Origin of the sequence: Mobilisporobacter senegalensis (genome assembly GCF_003752155.1) — a bacterium.
GTDB lineage: Bacteria > Bacillota > Clostridia > Lachnospirales > Lachnospiraceae > Mobilisporobacter > Mobilisporobacter senegalensis.
In genome coordinates, this window is record NZ_RJVG01000003.1 from 327765 (window position 1) to 349281 (window position 21517).

The window sequence follows — 21517 nt, forward strand, 5'->3', positions numbered from 1 at the left end:
ATGATCTCCTAATCTTTAAGTTAAAGGAACCCAGTTCCCATTTAATAGAAATTCATTAGCCAATTCATTGGCATGTTCAATGATATCCTTGGAATAACCCATTATTTCTAATAGTTTAATCGCGTTTTTTGAAACAGCTCTGCCACTATATAATTTATAGTCAAATAAAATATCATTCTCCTGTACTTTCTCCATAAAATGAAAATTATCAAAATGATTTTCTAAAATAGCGGTAAGTTCTATGTCGTGGGTAGCCGCAAAACATAATGTATTTCCCTGAGACAGACTGTGTAATATCTGTGTGGATGCTGCAATCCTCTCCAGCGTATTGGTTCCTCTAAGAACTTCATCAACAAAACAAAGTACGGGATACTTCCCATTTATTTTATCTAAAATTCTCTTTAATGATTTGATCTCAACGATATAATAGCTTTCATTGCTAAAAATATCATCTCTTAATGCCATGGAAGAAAATACTCTAAAATAACTTGCTTCGTATGATTTGCTAACACTTGTATAGATTGTCTGGGATAGAATTGCATTTATTGCCATTGTCTTTATAAATGTGGATTTACCAGAGGCATTGGAACCCGTGATAAGAACACTTCTATCTGCTTTGATTGAATTTACTACAGGTTCCTCTAATATTGGATGAAAGATATCTTCTACTTTAAGATAAGGCTTTGTACCTGATACTAATTTCGGTTCAGAGTAGTAATCAATCTGTTTTCGAAAAGATGCTGCTGCGATCATACTGTCAAGATAACCAATGTTTTCATATAATCCATTTAAAATATCACGGTTTTTACGTAGCGTAGTAAGCATAGTATTAAATTTAATGATATCCACATGAAAAAGCATCCTTAGATAGTCTAATATCATATCTGCAATATCGCCAGCCATGGCATTCCCGCTGATAACAATTCTGGAGCCCTTTTTAAACTTTCGAAAAGCAACTTCTGCTTCTTCAAATATTTTTGTATAATTTTCTATTTGTGGTATATTTAACTTTCGAATTTCTTTTATTTCATTAAGCAAACGAAGGATATAGGAAAACACTGTAAAATATGACTCTATCTCTGCTTTCTTCTTAAAATAAGTAATCATATTATTGGCTATGAAAAATACCGTTAATGAACCACCAATCATAGGGTTGATTAAAATGGCAGCTATAGAAGCAACTAATCCAAGAGCCATAAAATATTCCTTGGCTATATTGATTGATTGAATATTATCTGTGCGGTTAATATATTCATAAATAGATAATTTATTTAATTTCCCCATTAATGCAAACTGGGTTTGGAGTTTTAGCCTATCCTCTTCATGACTCTCGAAATAATTCATGAGGCGGTTTCTTTCTAATAGTTCTTCTTCAGAAAATACGGGCTTCCTAAGTAATGCATAGAGATATTCTTCCCCTATTGCACTTCCCGTATTGTTCAGCATCATATATATTTCTTTCAGATCCAGATCATTATAAGTTATATCGTCAATATCTAAATCTTTATCTTTGACAGATAAATAATATTTCTTTATTGATTCAAATTTTTCACTTGTGTATTCTTCGTCTGGAATCTCTCCCCAGGCTTGTTTTAATTTATGATATAATTTTCTGCGATTCTCTTTCTCATCATATCTGGACTTAAATATTAAAAACACTAATATTGCTAAAAATATATATAAATATTCCATATAAATCTCCCTTTAGTTTTATTCTTTATTATTATACATGACTGTGATTTTATCTTCAAGGGATAAGATAATTTTCATTTTGGCTAACAGCATTCAAAGAGACCTGTCTGCATGTCCATCCACGACTTAAATCAATGAATGCAAATGAATATATAGTAGTATTTATAATATACAAATAGTATAATAGGACTAATTTAAATATTTGAAACAGGAAGGTAAGAATATGAAATTAGATGAAAAAGATTTATCATTAAGCGAATTTAATGGCTGCATCCGCATCATAAAAAAGAAAGAAATTATTTTTGAGAAAAGTTATGGTTATGCAGATTTACCAAATCAAATACCTAATAAGATCGATACTAAATTTGCTACTGCTTCCGCAGGTAAAATTTTTGTTGCTGTGGCTATCCTGCAATTAATTGAAAAAGGAGTATTAAATTTTGATACCACCATAGGCAGCATACTTGATTTTAATTTAAAGGCTATTGATCCTAAAATAACTATAAAACAACTTTTAAATCATACCTCTGGCATACCTGACTATTTTGATGAGAGTCTTTTGAATGATTATGAAGAGTTATGGAAGGACTATCCAAATTATAAAATCAGAGCTTCTTCAGATATTATTCCTCTCTTTATTGATAAACCTATGATGTATCAGGCAGGTGAAAGATTTCAATATAATAATACAGGATATGTTGTCTTAGGATTGGTTATTGAAAAGGTAACTGGTTTCCCATTTGATAACTATCTAAATGAACATATTTTCAGACCGTGCAAAATGCAGGACACGGGATACTATGAATTAGACCGTCTTCCTGCAAATTGCGCCAATTCTTATATATATGATGACAAACTTAAAGAATTCTACATAAATATATATAGTGTAGACGCAAAAGGAACTGGCGCTGGGGGAGCATTTACCACTGTTATTGATGTTGGTAAATTCTGGTCAAAGTTATTAGCCTGCGATTTAATTTCTAAGGACATGTTGAATCAAATGCTTAGGGTACAAAGCCACGATGATAGACATTACTATGGATTGGGGGTCTGGCTTGATCCTGCTGACTCTCATATATTTACTCCTCATATTGAAGGATGTGACCCAGGTGTCAGTTTCATATCAGCCTATAATACGATTAACGATCTTAGTATCACCATTGTAAGTAATATTGGTTGTAATGTATGGAGATTAAAAAGAGATATTATAAATACATTAGAAAAAAACGAATGCTTCAATTAATATTTATATCGTAAAGTAAAAAGCCCGGGGATAAACCATATCCGCCAGGCTCTTTTACTTAAAATTGTATACATATATTGAATTTTAATTAATCGTTTAGAATTCGAACAGCCTTTACCGGTGTTCTATAATACATATTGGAAATCTTAATACCGCTTCTTGGATTGCTGGCATGGATTACCTGGCCATTACCAATACACATGGCAACGTGATTGATTCCGCCACCATTACTATAGAATATTAAATCTCCCGGTCTTGCCTGTGATGAGCTGATTGTTGTACCATTAGTCGCCTGTGCTCTTGAAGTTCTACTGATGCCAATACCAAAATGGCTGTAAATTGACATGGTAAAACCTGAACAATCTGTTCCATTGGTTAAGCTTGTGCCGCCCCAGACATAACGATTACCAAGATATTGTTTTGCAAAGGCAACCATATTAGCTCTTGTTGAAGAAACACCGCTGGATGCTCCCAATTCTTCGTTAGGCACTGCCTTCTTAAGATCATAAGAAATATCGACGAATTCTTTTGAAACCCATCCTTTATCATTATCAACAACTACTTTAACCCATTCATCTTCCGTCTTAATAACTTCTAATTCTTCTTCAATCGGTATTAATGTAATACATGTGGAATCTGTTGATGGTTTTTCACGTACTTTCAAAGTGGTAGTATTTACCGTTGCTGTCTTAACTCCAACTTTCTTCGCTAATTCTTCCGCTTCTTTTCCTGTTGTTAAAAAACTGCTCATTACATAACCGGTAACTTTGCCGGATTTAATCTTTGCCCAGCCATTCTTGTCAATATCATAAATAGTTGCTCCGGCATTTTTAGGGAGTTTTCCGATTATCTTTTCATCTTCGCCTGGTTTTTTTCTAATATTTAGATAATTATCGACTGTAGCGATTCCTATATTTTCATATTTCTTGATAGCTTTTTCTATTTCTGCTTCGTCAGATGTCTCCGGCTCTTCCATTACCGGTTCCTCTTCTGGAGACAGAGTATCATCAGCCATTACTACTGTTGCCTCGGTTGATGCCATATTTAATTTAACAACTGACATATTCCCTACTGTTGTTGTGTTATAAAAGCTATCTAATGAAAGTGAAATTCCTGCTACTGGTTTTTCTACTGTAAATGATGCTGCTATTGTTTTAAGTTGACTTGCTGTTAACAAAGCTGTACCTGCCAAACACAATGTCGATACCTTAACTAAATTTTTATTCACGATGTGCCTCCCTCGCAATCAAAAGATTGCTGCATTTTATATCTTCGCGCAAATTCTTCTTTGCATTTATCTGTGGTTAAAACCACATTTGAATTAAGTTTCATTTTATCTACGTAATTATTACGTAATTGTTAAATTTGTTAAGTATAATTATAACAACTGTTCTTAATTTTGTCAACTATGTGTCAATATTTTGTAATTATATTACACAAATTAGGAAAAGCCTTTAAACACACCTTATCTTTAAAGGATTCTAAAGATAATGATAATAATTATTAACTTTTTTAATACTACAAGCGTAGAATATAAAATAATCTTTCAAATCATCTTTTTATATAAATCAAACTTTTACCAGAAGGCTTGTCCCAGAACAGGTCATGAGCCTCTAATGTGCAAAAAGAAGGAGACAGTTTTGTCTCCTTCCGGCTTTAAATAATAATGCAGATTAATCCACCATTACTATCATTAATAATTTTCTGTAAGGTTTCTTGTAATTTTACCTGGCTCTCATCATTCATTTTACCAATCTTATTCTTAATTCCATCATCAACTAACTGTTTAATAGATTTTCCAAAGATATTAGTATCCCAGATTCCCTCCGGATTGTCTTGGGTATTCTCTTTGATATATGCAATTAAATCATTTGCCTGTTCTTCGCTGCCCACAATAGGTGCGATCTCTGTTTCAATATTAGCTTTGATCATATGAATGGAAGGAGCAACCGCTTTAATTTTAACTCCGTATTTACTTCCGTGTTTAATTACTTCTGGTTCTTCAATACTTATTTCTTCCTGGAACGGTGTCACGACGCCATAACCTTTATAGCGAACCTCTTCACAGGCATTGGATACCTTTTCATATTCCTGCCGTTTCGCAGCCATATCACGAAGAGTGGCGATAAATTGATATTCACCAGTTATCTCAGTACCAATCAGATCACTTAAGATATTATAATAATATTGATCATCAAAATCCACATAGACTTTTACACTGCCATCTTTCGGCTCTATACGGTCTAGTTTGAAGCGTTTTACAAATTGACTGTCTGTAGTAAAATTTCTCATATTAATGTCACGAAGAATAGATAAATTTTTCAGGATTTCTTTCACCGAATTAATTAGGTCTACTTTTAGCCAATGATCATTTGGCAGCATCTCTGCCCATTTAGGTATGTAGAAATCAATTTCAGAGATTGGGAAAACGGAAAGGATTGTTTCCATAATCTTGGTTATATCATCTTTTCTTAATTGTTCACAGTTCACTGGCATAACCGCAACATCATATTTCTCTGATATTTCATCTGCAAGAGCGACTGTTTCGTCAGAATGTGGACGGCTTGAATTAAGAAGAACTATAAATGGCTTTCCAAGTTTCTTTAACTCTTCAATTGTTCTTTCTTCCGGTTTACGATAATTTTCTCTTAAAAGCTCACCAAAACTGCCATCTGAAGTAACAACAATTCCTATAGTGGAATGATCGTTAATTACTTTCTTAGTTCCAATTTCGGCAGCCTCTGTGAATGGAACCTCATAATCAAACCATGGAGTTTTCACTAATCTTTCCTGTTCATCTTCAATATGTCCTGTAGCACCTTCTACCATGTAACCAACACAGTCGATCAAACGAATATTAACATCTGTATCATCAGATAATTTTATTTTAGCAGCTTCTTTTGGGATAAATTTTGGTTCAGTAGTCATGATAGTTCTTCCTGCTGCACTTTGTGGTAATTCATCTACTGCTCTTTCTTTACTATGAACATCATCGATGTTCGGAATAACGAGTAGATCCATGAAACGTTTAATAAAAGTGGATTTTCCTGTTCTTACCGGTCCCACTACACCTATGTATATATCCCCGCCTGTCCTAGCCTTGATATCACCATAAACGTCATACATCTGACCCGTTGTATCGCCAGTCTTGCCTTGGTCTAGCATATTTCACCCTCCCTTAGACTTCTCATCAGAAGGGATAATACCCATTCTGAGTGATTAGAATTTCTTGATAATTATACATATGCGTAACAAAAAAAGATTAGAACATATTCTATTAGTTCTAATCTTTCTATTTACTACTTATCTAGTTTCATTTATTCCATTTTAAATCTGAATATTCTCTTCTTTTGTCTCTGGTAAGAAGATCATCTACTGCTTCTTTCGCCGGTTTGTTTTCAAATAATACTAAATTAATCTGTTCCACAATTGGCATAGGAATATCATGTTTTTTTGCTAATGCATAGGCCGCCTTTGCAGAATAGACACCTTCTACAATTTGTTTCACTTCATCCATAGCTTCATTCATGGTATAACCTTTACCAATAAGGTACCCTGCAGTACGATTACGACTATGTTTACTGGTACATGTAACGATTAAATCCCCTACACCGGAAAGACCTGCAAATGTTTCGATTTTCCCACCCATTGCAATTCCAAGACGGCTGATTTCCGCAATGCCTCTTGTCATAAGGGCAGCTTTTGTATTGTCTCCAAATCCCAGACCATCCGCAATACCAGCTGCAAGTGCTATCACATTTTTAATAGAACCACCTAATTCGATTCCAATTATGTCAGGGCTTGTATAAACCCTGAATTTTTCGCTCATAAAAATATCCTGAATAAAATATGCTGTAGCTTTTGACTGGGCACCAACTACAACCGTTGTTGGAATACCATGGCTTACTTCTTCCGCATGGCTGGGTCCGGATAGTACTGCAACATCTGCATTATTTAATTCTTCATTTAAAATATCTGATAAAGTGTCAAGGGTTGAATCTTCAATTCCTTTCGCCACATTGACCACAATCTGGTTTTCTTTTATGAAAGGTACCGCTAATTTAGCAGTCGATCTTACATAAGGGGATGCAACTGCAAACACGATTAAATCCTTATCTTTACAAGAAACTTCTAAATCAGTTGTTATTGTTATATTCGCAGGAAGCTTTACTCCTGGTAATTTATCTATTTGTTCTCTGTGAGTATTTAACATCTCTACTTCTGCTTCTAGGATTGACCATAATGTTACCTCATGACCATTATTCGCCAAAAGAATTGCAAGTGCTGTGCCCCAACTTCCTGCACCTAATATACTTACTTTATTCATTAGTATTCCTCCGTTTTTCTTATTCACTATTTATTAATTTCAATTTTTTGTCCAAGCTTTCTTTCTGTACCATTTAATAATCTTGTAATATTACCTCTATGTTTCACATATGCAAGTACTGTAAATATAAGACTGACAATAAGCATATGTATTTGACCTGGATAAAAGATTAAAACTCCAATTGGAAAAAGTAATGATAAGGCCAAAGAGCCTAAGGAAACATATCTTGTGATCGCCACTAAGATAACAAAAATTACAGCAGCAGCTAATCCGAATCTCCAATCAAATGCCAGCATAACACCTGCTGTTGCCGCAATACCTTTTCCTCCTTTAAAATGAAGCCATGCTGGAAAATTATGTCCCAGTACTACACCCAGGCCTGTATAGAGTAACAATAATTGTAAATTACCCTCAGGTGCAGGAAAATAAAAACGGATTAGCATAATTGGAATAATAGCTTTTAGGGCATCTCCTAAGAAAGTTAACAAACCCGCTTTAAACCCTAAGGTTCTAAGTGCATTTGTGGTTCCAGAATTACCACTTCCATAATTTCTAATGTCAATATGATTCATTTTACCTACAATATATCCTGTTGAAAAACAACCAAAGGCATATCCTACTACTAGACAAATAATGATTCCCATCATACTATTCTTTTTCCTTCCTTTCCCTAATTAGAAATCTTAATGATGTTCCTTTAAATCCAAACGCATCTCTAATTTTATTCTCGATATATCTGGTGTAGGAAAAATGCATTAATGCTTTGTCATTTACAAAGATAACAAATGTTGGTGGCTTTATGGCAACCTGGGTTATATAGAATAACTTTAATCTCTTACCTTTATCTGATGGCGGCTGCTGCATCGCAGTGGCTTCCATCATTATCTCATTTAATACTCCTGTCTGAATACGAAGGGTCTGGTTTTGAATTACCATTTCAATTACATCAAAAAGTTTTGGTAATCTTTGTCCAGTAAGGGCTGATATAAAAATAATCTCAGCATAAGTCATAAATGAAAGAATTTCTCTTACTTTATTAGTATATTCGTAGATAGTTTTATCGTTCTTTTCTATAGCATCCCATTTATTTACCGCAATGATGATGCCTTTCCCACGTTCATGTGCAATACCAGCAATCTTGGCATCTTGTTCCGTCACACCTTCACTTGCATCAATGACCATTACCACTACATCTGCACGCTCTACTGCCGTTACAGTACGGATAATGCTAAAACGCTCCAATTCTTCTTTTATCTTGCTCTTACGTCTAAGTCCTGCCGTATCAATAAATACATATTCTTTATCATTATGGTTTACCACGGTATCAATGGCATCTCTGGTTGTTCCAGCAATATCAGATACAATGACTCTGTTTTCACCAATTAATTTATTGATAATAGAAGATTTCCCTACATTTGGTTTCCCTACAATTGCAATTCTAGGTCTTTCATCTTCCTCTTCCAATAAATCTTCCGGATTAAAATGTTTGATTACTTCATCCAGCATATCACCAATCCCAAGTTTTGAATTTGCTGAAATTGGTATAGGATCACCAATCCCAAGATTATAGAATTCATATACATCCGGCATTAGTTTATCAAAATTATCAACTTTATTTACCACTAAAACAACTGGTTTTCCTGATTTTCTAAGCATATCAGCTACTTTAAAGTCTGAATCTACTAAACCTTGTCTCACATCTACAAGGAACATAATTACATCAGCAGTTTCAATAGCAATCTCTGCCTGCTGTCTCATATGGGATAGCATCAAATCTTTGCTCTCCGGTTCAATACCACCAGTATCGATCATCGTAAATTGCTTATCAAGCCATGTTACATCTGCATAAATACGATCTCTTGTGACACCAGGATAATCTTTTACAATGGATATTTTTTCTCCGGCAAGAGCGTTAAATAAAGTTGATTTTCCTACATTGGGTCTGCCAACAATCGCTACAATTGGTTTACTCATCTTATATCTCCTTTAAATGATTGTATCAATCAGTGATTTCCCATCTGATTGAACAATACGTATCTTTGTTCCTAAAGTTTTTTCCAAATCTGTAAGTGTATAATCATCAAGTAGGACTTCTTCTCCACTTCGAAGGAGGGCACTTGGTAGAATCAGATACTCTCCCAATTCTTTTCCTTTTAGCTGTTTCATAATATCCTGTCCTGTTAAGAGCCCGGCGACAGTGATGTCCGGTCCAAAAAAATCATTAATAATTGTATAAACATGCACTTTGACATTCGGAAACTTTTGTACTAATTTACTTGTTAAATCTTTAATTGTTGGCGCTGCCAGTTTTCCTGTTGCTATAGACACCGTCTTTTTTCTATCATTACCCTTTAAAGTATCATAATATTCTTCAAACTCATCAATTAAAGAGCGAATCATTCCAACACCATTTTCAATCTGACCATATCCTTCATAAACTTCTGCATCTGGAATTGGCAGTTCTGCAATTAAATACCATTCATCACTTGCATGAACAAACCTCGTCCCGGACTGTTCTAAAAATTGTGCCTGGTATTTATGAATGATATCAAGAACTTCTCTCGCATCATCCTTTTCAAATTTTTCTAAAGGTGCAAGTCCTTCCCTGAATTTTGTAAGGCCTACAGGAACAATAGAAAGACTCAGCATATAAGGCATATAATCAAATAAATCCTTAATGGTTCTTTCTAATTCTTTTCCATCATTGTATCCCTTACAGCACACGATCTGGCTATTCATCTCAATACCATTCTCATAAAGCTTTTGTATCTTTTCCAGAGCATCTCCTGCAAAACGATTCTTTAACATCCTGGCTCTTAATTCTTTATTGGTAGTATGAACAGAAATATTAATCGGTGCTAATTTATATAATATGATCCGGTCAATATCTTCATCCTTTAAATTCGTTAATGTAATATAGTTTCCTTGTAAATATGATAATCTTGCATCATCATCTTTGAAATAGAGAGTTTCTCTCATACCCTTTGGCATTTGATCTATAAAACAAAACATACATTTATTCCTGCATGAATTATAGGAATCCATCAAACCTTCTTCAAATTCGATCCCTAAATCTTCACTAAAATCTTTCTCTATCTCAAGTTCCCATTCTTCACCATCTGGCTTTCGAATAATTACTGTAATTTCACAATCATGAATTAAGAATTCATAATCAAAAATATCTTTTGGTCTGGTATCATTTATACTTATCAGGATATCACCAGAAGTGATACCAAGTTCTTCTGCAATACTTCCTTCTTCAACACATTTTATAATATGTCTTTTTTCAATCATGTTACACCTCAATTAGTTCACTCACACTTGTCAGATCAAGTGTGATACCCATGAATAGCAAACTCTTATTATCTTAACAGTTAATGGTCAGATTGTAAATATGTTCCCTCAAAATAAACATCAACCAAAGTATGTATCATGTTTTTACCTATACAATTGTAAGAAAAGCCGCTAAATTACCTCTCATTCCTTGGGAAGCACGATGGGAATATAACAATGTTGAATTACAACAAGTACAAATTCCAGATATAGATATATTTTCAATAGGGATCCCAGCTTCTAAGAGGATATATTTATTAGCCAACCATAAATCAAGCTGGTATTTTTCGCCTGTTTTTTCTTCGAGTATATCATCTAAATTTCGTTTTGAAAAGGATTGTTTAAATTCTAACACAACATCTTTACTTACTTCATAACAGTCTCTGCAGATGGAAGGTCCAATTACTGCAATCACATCTTTCGGATTGGTCCCATACTGTTTTGTCATAGCTTCTACAGTTTTAAGTCCCATTTTATTTACTGTGCCCCTCCATCCTGAATGACTTAATCCAATGGCTTTTTTCTTCGTATCTACAAAATATAGAGGAACACAATCTGCGTAAAAAGTAACCAAAGGAAGATTGGGTATATTAGTAATTAATCCGTCAATTCCAATGATTTCCCGTTCCTTTGCGACACCTTTCCCCCGGTCTTCTTCTGTTGCCACATGAATCTTTGTATCATGTATCTGATCTGTAAACACCAGATCATTTTCATTCATTCCCATGGACCCGCAGATTCTTTGATAATTGGTCACCACAGTATCCCTGTCATCACCCCTGGTAAAACTTAGGTTCATAGAACTAAGATGTTCTTTACTAACGCCCCCAAGCCTTGTTGAAAATCCATGCCTGATAAAATCTATTTCAGAAAGTGACGGAAAAACAAGAATATTCGGTTCTACCTCAACATTTAAAATACCTTCCATAGAAGGTATTTTATTATAGGTTATATTTGAAATTTGATTTCTATATTTATATTTAATTTTATCTTTATTCACTTGAAATAAACTGGTATTATTTACACATTCTCTCATTCTGTTTAAGCCTTTCTGATTATGGTGTCATTGTATGTAAATACTTCCTGATAAATGCTTATTCATTATAATGTAAATGCATCAGAAATTAGTTTTATCTCTTCCCCTAACATCACCACTACATCGAATCTACAAGGGGTATCTTCACTAATGCCATGAGTTAACATATAAAACCTTGCAGTTCGGATAATAGATCGTTGTTTTCTGACATGAACTGCTTCTTCCGGATAACCCATTTGCAGGTTACTTCGATATTTTACTTCTATAAAAACAATATAGTCTTGTTCTTTGGCAATAATATCTATTTCTCCCAAACGGCAATAATAATTCATATCAATTATAGTATATCCATTCTTTCTTAAGAATTCAGCAGCAAGCTGTTCATGTTCGGCTCCAATCTTTCTTTTATTATACATACCTCTCCTTATTACATATCTTTTCGTGGGAGCACCTTACTTTTTATTCGATCCATGCGATCGACAAATACAAGGATTTCTGAGACAACTTCATATAATTCTTTGGGAATTGCATCCCCTAATTCTAATTTTGATAAAGTGGAAGCTAATCTTTCATCTTTATGAATTGGTATCTGGGATTCTTTTGCCACATCTAATATTTTATCAGCTAAAACACCACGTCCTGTAGCAATGATCTTAGGTGCAACATCAGTACCAGGGTCATAACCAAGAGCAACTGCAGTTTTATTTCTATTTTTATTATTCTCCTGTTTCATCTGTGCTACCCCCTGATATTTTCATTGCAAAACAAAATTTCCTATAAAACTATTTCTATGAATTGGACTCGGGCCCAATTTTTTTAATGACATAATATGTTCACTGGAACCATATCCTTTGTTTCTAACAAATCCATACTGAGGAAATAATTTATCATATTCCTCCATCATACGATCCCTGGTTACTTTTGCTACAATACTTGCTGCAGCAATAGATACACTTTTACAATCTCCTTTAATAATACCAACCTGCTTTATGGAAACTTCCGGTATATGTACTGCGTCATTCAATAATATGTCAGGTTCTACAGATAAGTTTCTAATTGCAATTCTCATGGCCTCATAGGTTGCTTGTAATATATTGATCTCGTCAATACGTGTTGGGGAAATTACTCCAATCCCAACAGAAATGGCATTCTCCATGATGATATCGTATAATTCATCTCTTTTTTTAGCACTTACCTGCTTAGAATCATTTAAATAAAGAATATTCTTATCCTTTGGTAAAATAACAGCCCCTGCAACAACCGGCCCTGCAAGGGGGCCTCTGCCCACTTCATCTATACCACATATATATGAGAAATTGCTGTATTTTTTCTCGAATTCCTTCATTCTTTCTGTTCGAATGATTTCCTGTTCATATTTCTCTTTTTCTTTTTTATATTTGTTAATAAGTTTAATAACACCATTTCTTTCGTCATTACTATACTTATTAATTATATCGTCAATTTTACAGATATCTGAATCTTCAAATTCTTTTTTAATATCACTTATCTTAAGTTCCATAATCTCTCCTCTTATTAATAAAACAAGGATAGGTTGATCTTCCTATCGTTTAGGGAATTCAAGGGTTATTTTTCCTAATTTCCCTCCTTTAAAGTCATCCATGAGCAAGTGGGCTGCTTTATCAATATCAAGTTCGTTTCCTTTTAAAAGACATCCCCTTGCTTTGGCTATATTATTTAAAGTCTCAAGATTCGTTCCTTCTTCTTCCAATTCATACCTGGATTTTAAACTGCCAGGATAATTCTTCTTAAGAAAGTCGATAAGTTCCATTGCTAATTCTGTAATATTAAGTATCTCTTCTTTAATAGAACCGATTAATGCCAGTTTTAATCCTACTGACTGATCTTCAAATTTAGGCCATAAAATGCCTGGGGTATCCAGCAATTCAACATTCTTATTTAAACGTATCCATTGCTTACCTTTGGTTACACCTGGTCTATTTCCCGTTTTGGCTGCTGCTTTTCCGGCAAAGCTGTTTATAAAAGTAGATTTACCTACATTAGGGATACCTACAATCATAGCTCTTACCGGTCTGTTAATAATACCTTTTCTTCGATTACGTTCAATTTTTTCCTTACATGCCAACATAATTACATCATTTACAGCTTTCACGCCGGCACCTGACTTAGAGTTAACTAAAGCTACATGAAAACCTTGTTCTTCAAACCAGGCTTTCCATTGATTGGTTTGTTCCATGTTGGCTAAATCATATTTATTTAATAGAATGATCCTTGATTTATTTTTTGCTATATTATCAATATCCGGATTCTTACTGCTTAAAGGAACTCTTGAATCAACAAGTTCTATTACTACGTCAATTAATTTGATATCCTCTTGCATCATACGTTTTGCTTTGGTCATATGACCAGGGTACCACTGAATATTCATTATATTACCTCTTTATTCTTGTTCTTGTACGTTTTCATCATCAAATCTTGTTTCTGTCGTTAACTGATTTACAAAATTAAATGGTTTTAATCGTATCCAGGCCTTACCGATAATATCCTCTTTCACTATATTCCCAAGGCTGGCAAAACGACTATCTTCACTATTATTACGATTATCCCCTAAAACAAAAAACTCATTCTCATCAAGTAAAATCTCTTCTTCTGCTACACCGGCTGTTGTCATAGGGTCAACTGTAATTTTTTCCTGTAAAAGTTCACCATCAATATATACTAGTCCATCTTTGATGAAAACTTTCTCTCCAGGCAGTCCAATAATTCTTTTTATATTATAAAAACTGTGTTCTTTTCCACTTTGTTTAAAAATAATTATATCAAATCTCTCAGGCTCTGTAAAACGATAGGCAAATTTATTAATTACTATCTCATCTTCATTTAAAAGAATCGGTTCCATGGATTCACCGACCATAGTAGTCTTTTCAACGGCATAATGGATAATAAAATATGCTGCTCCAATTACTAAGATAAGTTCCAAGACCCATATAATTATTTCTTTTAATATTTTATTAACTTTTTCTTTTCTTTCATAGGACTCAAAATTATAACCCATTTAATCACGTCCTTTCATACTCTCCTGTGCAATTATTTATTATATGAATAATAATTTCATTATACAATGTCTTGTGCTTTTATACAAATAAGAAAGGGGACAAAACATATGTGTTGTCCCCTGGATCGTCTCATAAAAAGTTAGGTCTATTTAACTAATTCTTTAACCTTAGCTTTCTTACCTACTCTTTGACGTAAGTAGTTAAGCTTAGCTCTTCTTACTTTACCTTTTCTTATAACTTCAATTTTCTCAATGATTGGAGAATGCAATGGCCAAGTTTTTTCAACACCAATTCCATTAGATGTTTTTCTAACAGTAAATGTCTCTCTTGAACTACCATTTTGTCTTTTTAATACTGTTCCTTCGAATACCTGGATTCTTTCACGGGAACCTTCTTTTACTTTAGCATGTACTCTAACAGTATCACCAACGTTAAAGTCAGCTATGTCAGCTTTTAATTGAGCTGCTTCAATATTTTTAATAATATCGTTCATTTGTGTGACCTCCTTTAAATTTAGATGTTCTTAAATACTTTCTGTAACAGAGGAACATCTCATCTCACAACAACTTACTCTACCACATATCTTCCAATTATGCAAGTAAATTTTTTTATCAGACAGAGCCACCGCCCTGCTAAGCCAAATTAGAAAACACTAATTTATCAATCTATCTGCCATGGCTTCATCAAAAATTTCCGCCATATCAGACTGTTTACCATATTCGAAACCTATCCTTCCATCATATGTCATGGAATCGCAGGAATCGGTAGCGATAAATACACGCAGAATTTTACCATCCTCCCGTGTAAACTTTATCGAAGCAATATATGGACAGCCGGAAAAGCCGTATATCTCCTCGCTGTTTATCGCTCTATCCATGAGCTTTGACAAAGCATTGAGCTTTTCCGGATCATTTACGGTCTGTGACCGCAAATCAGTGATATAGGAACCATCGACTTGCTCTACACGTTCCGGGAAATCAATACTGGCACTTTTAAGAGGAATTTTAAACCATTGTGCATCAAAGCTTCCATAGTCTATTTTCATGACATTCTTTATTTTATCCATAACAAAGCTATATACGGCTTCGTTAAATTCAAGGACAATAAATCCCTGCTCATCCATAGTAGACATAATATAGCCTGCTGAATTACTATTGCCTAAAAATTCATACTGCTTCCCGTCTATATGCAGTCTGGCACCTGTCGAACGTATGGAGCTGTCTTTTACATGCATATATTTCCACGCCTCTTGTGGTGATTTTACATTATCTACAACCTTTGAAGCGGAGAATAGGGTGATAATTTCTTCGAGTTCATCGCCGCTTATGCTGATGAAACAGGAGTATGGCGATGAATAGAACTTTAAGGTATCATCATCTTGATAATAAAATTCAATGCAGGGAGAATTCGCCCTATATAACGACAGACCTGCGTTCTTTCTAATAAAATCAAGCTGAGTTCTTCCGTGTTCTGTAAACGCAAGGATGAATGTCTGATTTGCATATTCGTCAGAGCTTTTGCTTTCACTGAAGCAAAAGCAGTTAAGGTTTTCGTTACCAAGAGGTAGTTCAAGAAGATCATAGCCTTCAATCTCATATAGAATGTTTGAATCAATGTCCTTATCGTAATAACCGATTTGAAGAACCTCACTCTTTGCACCGGCTTCTGAAAAATACCCTATATCAATGCTGCTAAAATCATCATATACGGGAGCATCCATGCGCCGTATGGCTAAGTAATAATCCATGCCATTTCCTGTTGTTCGCCCTATAATATCGTAATGTCCCATCAACATATCAGACAGTTGTTTTGTTCTGCTTCCGTCCATCTGCTGAAATGAGACGTCATCAATATAGCTTTCAACAAGAGCAATATACTCTTCATGAAAAGTAAGTGGCATTGGCTCCGGTATTGCATTCATTGACGATGGAGATATGGAGTCCGTATGCCTACTTCTTTCAGCACCTAGCCTCGTACACGAAATTGTTAAAAGTGTAACAAATAGTAATATAACAAATAAGTACGTTTTTTTCATATTTCGGATACCTCCCAAATTAATTTCCTAAATATCTCCTTTAAAATCCTTGTATGTGATCATACTATGTACGACTCCAAAAACCAGAGTTGGTAAAATGGCTGGATAATTTTTAATCCATATTTCACCCAAAATGAAATAAATAACAGGAAAAACAGCCATACACATTAATATGAACAAATTCTTATAGCCCAAAATTAACAATAGCCAAAGTAAATAATAAGGAATTAAAAATATGATCATACCTATTAGAAATATCCTTTGTAATGGAACATCATTCTTTGTTGAGAAAAAAATCAATAAAACGAATAAAACAGCCTGACTTCCATGCTCTATAATATCTAGTAATACGTGATTTGTACTTTTTGAGGGTAATATCTTAGGAAATGCAAAATAAAGAAAATTAGGTATCATAGGTAATAGAAAAATAAGCAGACCTTTCCATGAAAAACCAAATGAATAATTAATTTAAACCACTCCCGTCTGATTGAGAATCTATTTTTTTCATTGTATCTTCATTAATTGCCTGTTTTAATTGTTTCATATAGCCTGAGAATTCAACTTCCTTCGTGCCATAGGTCAGATTCAAATCATATTCTAATGGTAACCAGGTTGCGATGTCTGCCTCATTATGCTGTATGATCGCCTCCATTTTATCAAGGGCTTTATAAATTTTTGCTTCTAACGTTTCCAAACCATTCATCTCAGCAAATAAATCTGATAATTCCTCTTTATATGGCTGTGGAATGGTATCTAACAATTTAGAAACTGCATCATTTTCAACAGATTCATCTGATTCTGTTTTTAAAAAGGCTGGAATATCGCCGGTAATTGCCTCTCCTAAATCATGACACAAACACATTAATATTACTTTGTTTATATCGGCTTCCGGAAATTCATCTTTCATAAAATAAGCCATTAATCCTAAACGCCAGCTGTGCTCTGCTACACTTTCGTGACGACCTGATGATGTCCATGAGTGACGTGTATTATTTTTTAAATTTTCTGCAATTGACATCAAGTCAAGAAATTTTCTTACATTCATTTGTTTTTTCTCCAATCTACTTTTTACTTTTGATCCAATCTTTTTCTTTATCACTCATTTCAGCCTTTTCAAGTAAATCAGGTCTTCGCTCAGCCGTTCTTAAAATAGATTGTTCCCTCCTCCATTTTTCAATATTTCCATGATGGCCCGAAAGGAGGACCTCAGGTACTTTCTTACCCATAAATTCTTCCGGTCTGGTATATTGAGGATACTCTAATAAATTATCCTGGAAAGATTCGAATTCTGCTGAGACATCATTATTTAAAACTCCAGGAACTAATCTTGATATTGCATCCATTAAGACCATGGCTGGCAACTCACCGCCAGTCAGTACATAATCTCCTATGGAAATATTGTCAGTAACAATCATCTCAAGAACACGTTCATCAATTCCTTCATAATGTCCACATAGAAAAATAAGGTCTTCTTCTTTGGAAAATTCCTCTGCTTTCTTTTGATGAAAGACTTCCCCTTGTGGCGTTAAGTAAATCACTCGGGGTCTTTGATCAGTTTTCGTATACTTCTTATCACTATTATCAATATTAATCATCTCTATGATACTTTTATATGCGCCATATATAGGAGGCGCCTGCATAACCATACCAGCTCCTCCTCCATATGGATAATCATCTACTTTAAGATGTTTGTTTTCTGAGAAATCTCTTATATTTACGGTATTTAAGTTAATCTGGCCTTTTTCAATGGCTCGTCCTGTAATGCTGGTATTTAGACCATACTCAATCATTTCTGGAAACAAAGTCAATACATGAAAATTCATCTTATCTTCCCTTCCCTGCTAATCCAACAAGCCTGGCATAATGTGGGCCTGAATCTGTTTCTGTTCAATATCAACGTTTAAAATACATTCTTTGATATAAGGCAGTAAAATTTCTTTTCCATCTTTGGTCTTTACCACATATACATCGTTGGCACCAGTCTGCAGTACTTCAATAAGTTCTCCCAATTCCTGTCCCTCATCTGTAATTACATTACAGCCAATTAAATCGAAGATAAAATATTCACCTTTTTTAAGTTTAACGGCATTTTCTCTTGTAATTAAGAGATCTTTGCCCTTATACTTTTCTATATCATTTATATTATCGATACCTTTGAACTTTAGAATTACAATTTGTTTAAAATATTTAACTCCTTCAATTTCAAGGTTAATCTGTTCTTTTCCTGTATCTAAAATAATATTTTTTAATTTTTTAAATTGATTGACATCATCTGTTGTTGGAAAAACCTTAACTTCTCCTCTTATTCCATGGGTAGAAGTAATTACGCCAACTCTTATTAAATTATCCATACTATCTCCTTTGAAACTTAAATTATATATTTATTTCAAGAAAAGAGACTGCCTCAGTTCATGAGACCGTCTCTTAATAATTATTGTTGAATTTCAACAACAACTTTTTTATCATCTTTCGATGCGGCTGCTTTCACAACTGCACGAATTGCTTTTGCAATACGCCCTTGTTTACCGATAACTTTACCCATATCATCTGATGCTACTTTAAGCTCAACAACAATGGATTTCTCAGTTTCTGTTTCTGTTACAACCACTTCATCCGGATGATCTACAAGTGACTTAGCAATTACTTCAACTAATTCTTTCATTACCTTGCACCTCCACCAAGCATAGCTTGTTGCGTGAATTTTTTACTAGTTAATTATTTAATAATACCAGCATTTTTAAATAGCTTATTAACTGTTTCAGTAGGTTGTGCACCGTTTGATAACCATTTTTTTGCAGCTTCTTCATTCACATTGAAAGCGCTTGGTTCCTTAGTTGGATCATAAGTACCAATTTCTTCGATGAATTTACCATCTCTTGGAGATCTTGAATCAGAAACAACTATTCTATAGAAAGGAGCCTTTTTTTGTCCTAATCTTTTTAATCTAATTTTTACTGCCATTACATTTCACCTCCTTAAAAACATTCCTTTGTTTTTGTTATATTTTTAAATGCCATCAGCTTAAACCAACAACAATATTATAACCTTTCTTAAAAACCAAATGGAAGCTTAAATCCGCCTCTCTTTTTCCCTTTGCCTGACATCATACCAGACATTTGTTTCATCATCTTTCTGGAATTTTCAAACTGTTTTACTAATTTATTCACTTCGCTGATATCTACACCAGCACCAGCAGCGATTCTTTTCTTCCTGGAAGGATTTAAGATGTTGGGATTAGAACGTTCTTCTTTCGTCATGGAATAGATGATTGCTTCCACACCAGACATTGCATTCTCATCAATGTCTACATTCTTAAGCTGGCTTCCAACTCCTGGCATCATACTGAGAATATCAGTAAGTCCGCCCATTTTCTTAATCTGCTGCATCTGATCCAGAAAGTCATTAAAGTCAAATTCTGCTTTACGCATCTTCTTCTCTAATTCTTTGGCTTTATCTTCATCAATTTCAGCTTGTGCTTTATCAATCAATGTGAGGATATCGCCCATCCCTAAAATTCTTGAAGCCATCCGGTCCGGATAAAACTGTTCTAAATCAGAAAGTTTTTCTCCCATGCCGACATAGAGGATCGGTCTTCCAGTAACAGCTCGAATGGAAAGGGCTGCACCACCTCTGGTATCACCATCTAACTTAGTAAGAATAACACCATCGATACCAATCTTTTCATTAAACATCTCCGATACATTAACTGCATCCTGACCTGTCATTGCATCAACAACTAAGATTGCCTGATGTATTTCAACATTTGTCTTAATCTCAATTAATTCTTCCATCATCTCTTCATCAATGTGAAGACGTCCTGCAGTATCAAGGATTACCACATTAAAACCATTCTTTGCGGCATGCTCGATTGCTGCTTTTGCAATATTCACCGGCTTATGTCCATCTCCCATAGAGAATACATTCACACCTTGTTTTTCACCATTCACCTGTAATTGTTTGATTGCGGCAGGTCTATATATATCACAGGCTACAAGTAAAGGTTTCTTACCCTTACTCTTTAGCTTTCCGGCTATTTTAGCAGTAGTTGTTGTTTTACCGGCACCCTGGAGACCACACATCATAATTACTGTAATCTCATTGCCTGATTTTAGGGCTATTTCAGTAGTCTGATCACCCATCAATTTAACCATTTCTTCGTTAACTATCTTTATTACCATCTGTCCAGGAGTTAAACTGCTCATAACATCCTGTCCAATCGCACGTTCTTCTACCGACTTTATAAAATTCTTAACAACCTTAAAGTTAACATCTGCTTCAAGGAGTGCCATCTTAACTTCTTTTAAGGCAGCTTTTACATCTGCTTCTGATAATCTGCCTTTTCCTCTGAGGTTCTTAAATACATTCTGAAGTTTTTCGGATAAGTTATCAAATGCCATTCATGCACCTCCTGCATTTATCATTATAATTCATTTAATATACTACTGGATAATTCTTCTATTTCGTCAATTCTTGATATCTCTTTCGTTTCTTTTATCAAATTAGATATCCTGATGATTTCATTCACTTTTTCTTTCGTATTTTTAAATTTATCGACTAATTTTAATTTTACTTCATAATCTATCAGCTGCTTACTGCATCGTTTAATAATATCGTGGACTCCCTGTCTGCTAATACCTGCATCCATTGCAATCTCACTTAACGATAAATCATTTTGAATATAATCTTCAAAAATTTGTTTCTGGCTTTCTTTCAGTAATTCTCCATAAAAATCATAAAGTATGGATAATTCTATTCGATTTTCAATAATATTGCTCTGCATAAATCAAACACCACCTGTAAAGTAATTTTCTTTACA

The 21517-nt window shown here is 34.2% G+C and carries 23 protein-coding genes; 1 reads left to right on the forward strand and 22 read right to left on the reverse strand.

Annotation, left to right across the window (positions count from 1 at the left end):
• Positions 1-15: 15 nt before the first annotated feature.
• Positions 16-1692 carry a MutS-related protein gene (locus EDD66_RS06885; protein ID WP_123608822.1) on the reverse strand — a complete coding sequence of 559 codons (1677 nt, stop codon included), beginning with the start codon at positions 1690-1692 and terminating at the stop codon, positions 16-18.
• A gap of 223 nt (positions 1693-1915) precedes the next feature.
• On the opposite strand from EDD66_RS06885, the gene EDD66_RS06890 reads away from it, so the two are divergent.
• Positions 1916-2935: a serine hydrolase domain-containing protein gene (locus tag EDD66_RS06890; protein ID WP_123608823.1), complete on the forward strand. Its 1020-nt coding sequence runs from the start codon at positions 1916-1918 to the stop codon at positions 2933-2935.
• A gap of 88 nt (positions 2936-3023) precedes the next feature.
• Here the strand turns inward: EDD66_RS06890 and EDD66_RS06895 are convergent, their stop codons facing one another.
• The 21 genes from EDD66_RS06895 to EDD66_RS07000 form a co-directional block, all read right to left on the reverse strand.
• Positions 3024-4163 (reverse strand): C40 family peptidase, encoded by a 1140-nt coding sequence (locus EDD66_RS06895; RefSeq protein ID WP_123608824.1) that lies wholly within the window; start codon positions 4161-4163, stop codon positions 3024-3026.
• Positions 4164-4591: 428 nt separating this feature from the next.
• On the reverse strand, positions 4592-6100 hold the full coding sequence (gene spoIVA, locus EDD66_RS06900; RefSeq protein WP_243115319.1) for a stage IV sporulation protein A: 1509 nt from the start codon (positions 6098-6100) through the stop codon (positions 4592-4594).
• Between the two features lie 148 nt (positions 6101-6248).
• Positions 6249-7262, reverse strand: a complete 1014-nt coding sequence (locus EDD66_RS06905) for an NAD(P)H-dependent glycerol-3-phosphate dehydrogenase (protein ID WP_123608825.1) — start codon at positions 7260-7262, stop codon at positions 6249-6251.
• A gap of 26 nt (positions 7263-7288) precedes the next feature.
• Positions 7289-7906: a glycerol-3-phosphate 1-O-acyltransferase PlsY gene (gene plsY / locus EDD66_RS06910; RefSeq protein ID WP_123608927.1), complete on the reverse strand. Its 618-nt coding sequence runs from the start codon at positions 7904-7906 to the stop codon at positions 7289-7291.
• A 4-nt stretch (positions 7907-7910) separates the two neighbouring features.
• A complete protein-coding gene (der, locus tag EDD66_RS06915; RefSeq protein WP_123608826.1) occupies positions 7911-9236 on the reverse strand; it encodes a ribosome biogenesis GTPase Der in 1326 nt (441 codons plus the stop codon).
• Between the two features lie 12 nt (positions 9237-9248).
• Positions 9249-10556, reverse strand: coding sequence for a DUF512 domain-containing protein (locus tag EDD66_RS06920; protein WP_123608827.1), 1308 nt, complete (start codon positions 10554-10556; stop codon positions 9249-9251).
• Positions 10557-10704: 148 nt separating this feature from the next.
• Positions 10705-11631, reverse strand: coding sequence for a peptidoglycan editing factor PgeF (pgeF, locus tag EDD66_RS06925; protein ID WP_243115320.1), 927 nt, complete (start codon positions 11629-11631; stop codon positions 10705-10707).
• A 65-nt stretch (positions 11632-11696) separates the two neighbouring features.
• The gene (locus EDD66_RS06930; RefSeq protein WP_123608828.1) at positions 11697-12047 is read right to left on the reverse strand and encodes a YraN family protein; all 351 of its coding nucleotides are present in this window, start codon (positions 12045-12047) and stop codon (positions 11697-11699) included.
• 11 nt (positions 12048-12058) lie between these two features.
• On the reverse strand, positions 12059-12364 hold the full coding sequence (locus EDD66_RS06935; RefSeq protein ID WP_123608829.1) for an EscU/YscU/HrcU family type III secretion system export apparatus switch protein: 306 nt from the start codon (positions 12362-12364) through the stop codon (positions 12059-12061).
• 21 nt (positions 12365-12385) lie between these two features.
• Positions 12386-13150 carry a ribonuclease HII gene (locus EDD66_RS06940; RefSeq protein ID WP_123608830.1) on the reverse strand — a complete coding sequence of 255 codons (765 nt, stop codon included), beginning with the start codon at positions 13148-13150 and terminating at the stop codon, positions 12386-12388.
• Between the two features lie 42 nt (positions 13151-13192).
• A complete protein-coding gene (gene ylqF, locus EDD66_RS06945; RefSeq protein WP_123608831.1) occupies positions 13193-14038 on the reverse strand; it encodes a ribosome biogenesis GTPase YlqF in 846 nt (281 codons plus the stop codon).
• Between the two features lie 12 nt (positions 14039-14050).
• Complete coding sequence (lepB, locus tag EDD66_RS06950; protein WP_123608832.1) at positions 14051-14665, reverse strand: signal peptidase I; 615 nt, start codon at positions 14663-14665, stop codon at positions 14051-14053.
• 146 nt (positions 14666-14811) lie between these two features.
• On the reverse strand, positions 14812-15159 hold the full coding sequence (rplS, locus tag EDD66_RS06955; protein ID WP_123608833.1) for a 50S ribosomal protein L19: 348 nt from the start codon (positions 15157-15159) through the stop codon (positions 14812-14814).
• Positions 15160-15318: 159 nt separating this feature from the next.
• Complete coding sequence (locus EDD66_RS06960; protein WP_243115321.1) at positions 15319-16701, reverse strand: hypothetical protein; 1383 nt, start codon at positions 16699-16701, stop codon at positions 15319-15321.
• Between the two features lie 463 nt (positions 16702-17164).
• A complete protein-coding gene (locus EDD66_RS06970) occupies positions 17165-17746 on the reverse strand; it encodes an HD domain-containing protein (protein ID WP_123608835.1) in 582 nt (193 codons plus the stop codon).
• 16 nt (positions 17747-17762) lie between these two features.
• Positions 17763-18524: a tRNA (guanosine(37)-N1)-methyltransferase TrmD gene (trmD, locus tag EDD66_RS06975; RefSeq protein WP_123608836.1), complete on the reverse strand. Its 762-nt coding sequence runs from the start codon at positions 18522-18524 to the stop codon at positions 17763-17765.
• 18 nt (positions 18525-18542) lie between these two features.
• Positions 18543-19052 (reverse strand): ribosome maturation factor RimM, encoded by a 510-nt coding sequence (gene rimM, locus EDD66_RS06980; RefSeq protein WP_123608837.1) that lies wholly within the window; start codon positions 19050-19052, stop codon positions 18543-18545.
• 80 nt (positions 19053-19132) lie between these two features.
• Positions 19133-19363: a KH domain-containing protein gene (locus EDD66_RS06985; RefSeq protein WP_123608838.1), complete on the reverse strand. Its 231-nt coding sequence runs from the start codon at positions 19361-19363 to the stop codon at positions 19133-19135.
• Positions 19364-19416: 53 nt separating this feature from the next.
• Positions 19417-19662, reverse strand: a complete 246-nt coding sequence (rpsP, locus tag EDD66_RS06990; RefSeq protein WP_123608839.1) for a 30S ribosomal protein S16 — start codon at positions 19660-19662, stop codon at positions 19417-19419.
• Between the two features lie 89 nt (positions 19663-19751).
• Entirely contained in the window at positions 19752-21098 is a 1347-nt protein-coding gene (gene ffh / locus EDD66_RS06995; RefSeq protein ID WP_123608840.1) for a signal recognition particle protein, read from the reverse strand.
• Between the two features lie 23 nt (positions 21099-21121).
• A complete protein-coding gene (locus tag EDD66_RS07000) occupies positions 21122-21481 on the reverse strand; it encodes a putative DNA-binding protein (protein ID WP_123608841.1) in 360 nt (119 codons plus the stop codon).
• Positions 21482-21517: the final 36 nt, after the last annotated feature.

Excerpts from the sequence above, each read along its gene's own strand:
- EDD66_RS06905 (WP_123608825.1), bottom strand. The coding sequence starts at position 7,262 with ATGAATAAAGTAAGTATATTAGGTGCAGGAAGTTGGGGCACAGCACTT.
- EDD66_RS06940 (WP_123608830.1), bottom strand. The coding sequence starts at position 13,150 with ATGGAACTTAAGATAAGTGATATTAAAAAAGAATTTGAAGATTCAGAT.
- rpsP (WP_123608839.1), bottom strand. The coding sequence starts at position 19,662 with ATGGCAGTAAAAATTAGATTAAAAAGATTAGGACAAAAAAAGGCTCCT.
- rplS (WP_123608833.1), bottom strand. The coding sequence starts at position 15,159 with ATGAACGATATTATTAAAAATATTGAAGCAGCTCAATTAAAAGCTGAC.
- EDD66_RS06930 (WP_123608828.1), bottom strand. The coding sequence starts at position 12,047 with ATGTATAATAAAAGAAAGATTGGAGCCGAACATGAACAGCTTGCTGCT.
- trmD (WP_123608836.1), bottom strand. The coding sequence starts at position 18,524 with ATGAATTTTCATGTATTGACTTTGTTTCCAGAAATGATTGAGTATGGT.
- EDD66_RS06920 (WP_123608827.1), bottom strand. The coding sequence starts at position 10,556 with ATGATTGAAAAAAGACATATTATAAAATGTGTTGAAGAAGGAAGTATT.
- EDD66_RS06985 (WP_123608838.1), bottom strand. The coding sequence starts at position 19,363 with ATGAAAGAATTAGTTGAAGTAATTGCTAAGTCACTTGTAGATCATCCG.
- EDD66_RS06960 (WP_243115321.1), bottom strand. The coding sequence starts at position 16,701 with ATGAAAAAAACGTACTTATTTGTTATATTACTATTTGTTACACTTTTA.
- ylqF (WP_123608831.1), bottom strand. The coding sequence starts at position 14,038 with ATGAATATTCAGTGGTACCCTGGTCATATGACCAAAGCAAAACGTATG.
- rimM (WP_123608837.1), bottom strand. The coding sequence starts at position 19,052 with ATGGATAATTTAATAAGAGTTGGCGTAATTACTTCTACCCATGGAATA.
- pgeF (WP_243115320.1), bottom strand. The coding sequence starts at position 11,631 with ATGAGAGAATGTGTAAATAATACCAGTTTATTTCAAGTGAATAAAGAT.
- der (WP_123608826.1), bottom strand. The coding sequence starts at position 9,236 with ATGAGTAAACCAATTGTAGCGATTGTTGGCAGACCCAATGTAGGAAAA.
- EDD66_RS06885 (WP_123608822.1), bottom strand. The coding sequence starts at position 1,692 with ATGGAATATTTATATATATTTTTAGCAATATTAGTGTTTTTAATATTT.
- EDD66_RS06970 (WP_123608835.1), bottom strand. The coding sequence starts at position 17,746 with ATGAATGTAAGAAAATTTCTTGACTTGATGTCAATTGCAGAAAATTTA.
- spoIVA (WP_243115319.1), bottom strand. The coding sequence starts at position 6,100 with ATGCTAGACCAAGGCAAGACTGGCGATACAACGGGTCAGATGTATGAC.
- plsY (WP_123608927.1), bottom strand. The coding sequence starts at position 7,906 with ATGGGAATCATTATTTGTCTAGTAGTAGGATATGCCTTTGGTTGTTTT.
- lepB (WP_123608832.1), bottom strand. The coding sequence starts at position 14,665 with ATGGGTTATAATTTTGAGTCCTATGAAAGAAAAGAAAAAGTTAATAAA.
- EDD66_RS06890 (WP_123608823.1), top strand. The coding sequence starts at position 1,916 with ATGAAATTAGATGAAAAAGATTTATCATTAAGCGAATTTAATGGCTGC.
- EDD66_RS06935 (WP_123608829.1), bottom strand. The coding sequence starts at position 12,364 with ATGAAACAGGAGAATAATAAAAATAGAAATAAAACTGCAGTTGCTCTT.
- EDD66_RS07000 (WP_123608841.1), bottom strand. The coding sequence starts at position 21,481 with ATGCAGAGCAATATTATTGAAAATCGAATAGAATTATCCATACTTTAT.
- ffh (WP_123608840.1), bottom strand. The coding sequence starts at position 21,098 with ATGGCATTTGATAACTTATCCGAAAAACTTCAGAATGTATTTAAGAAC.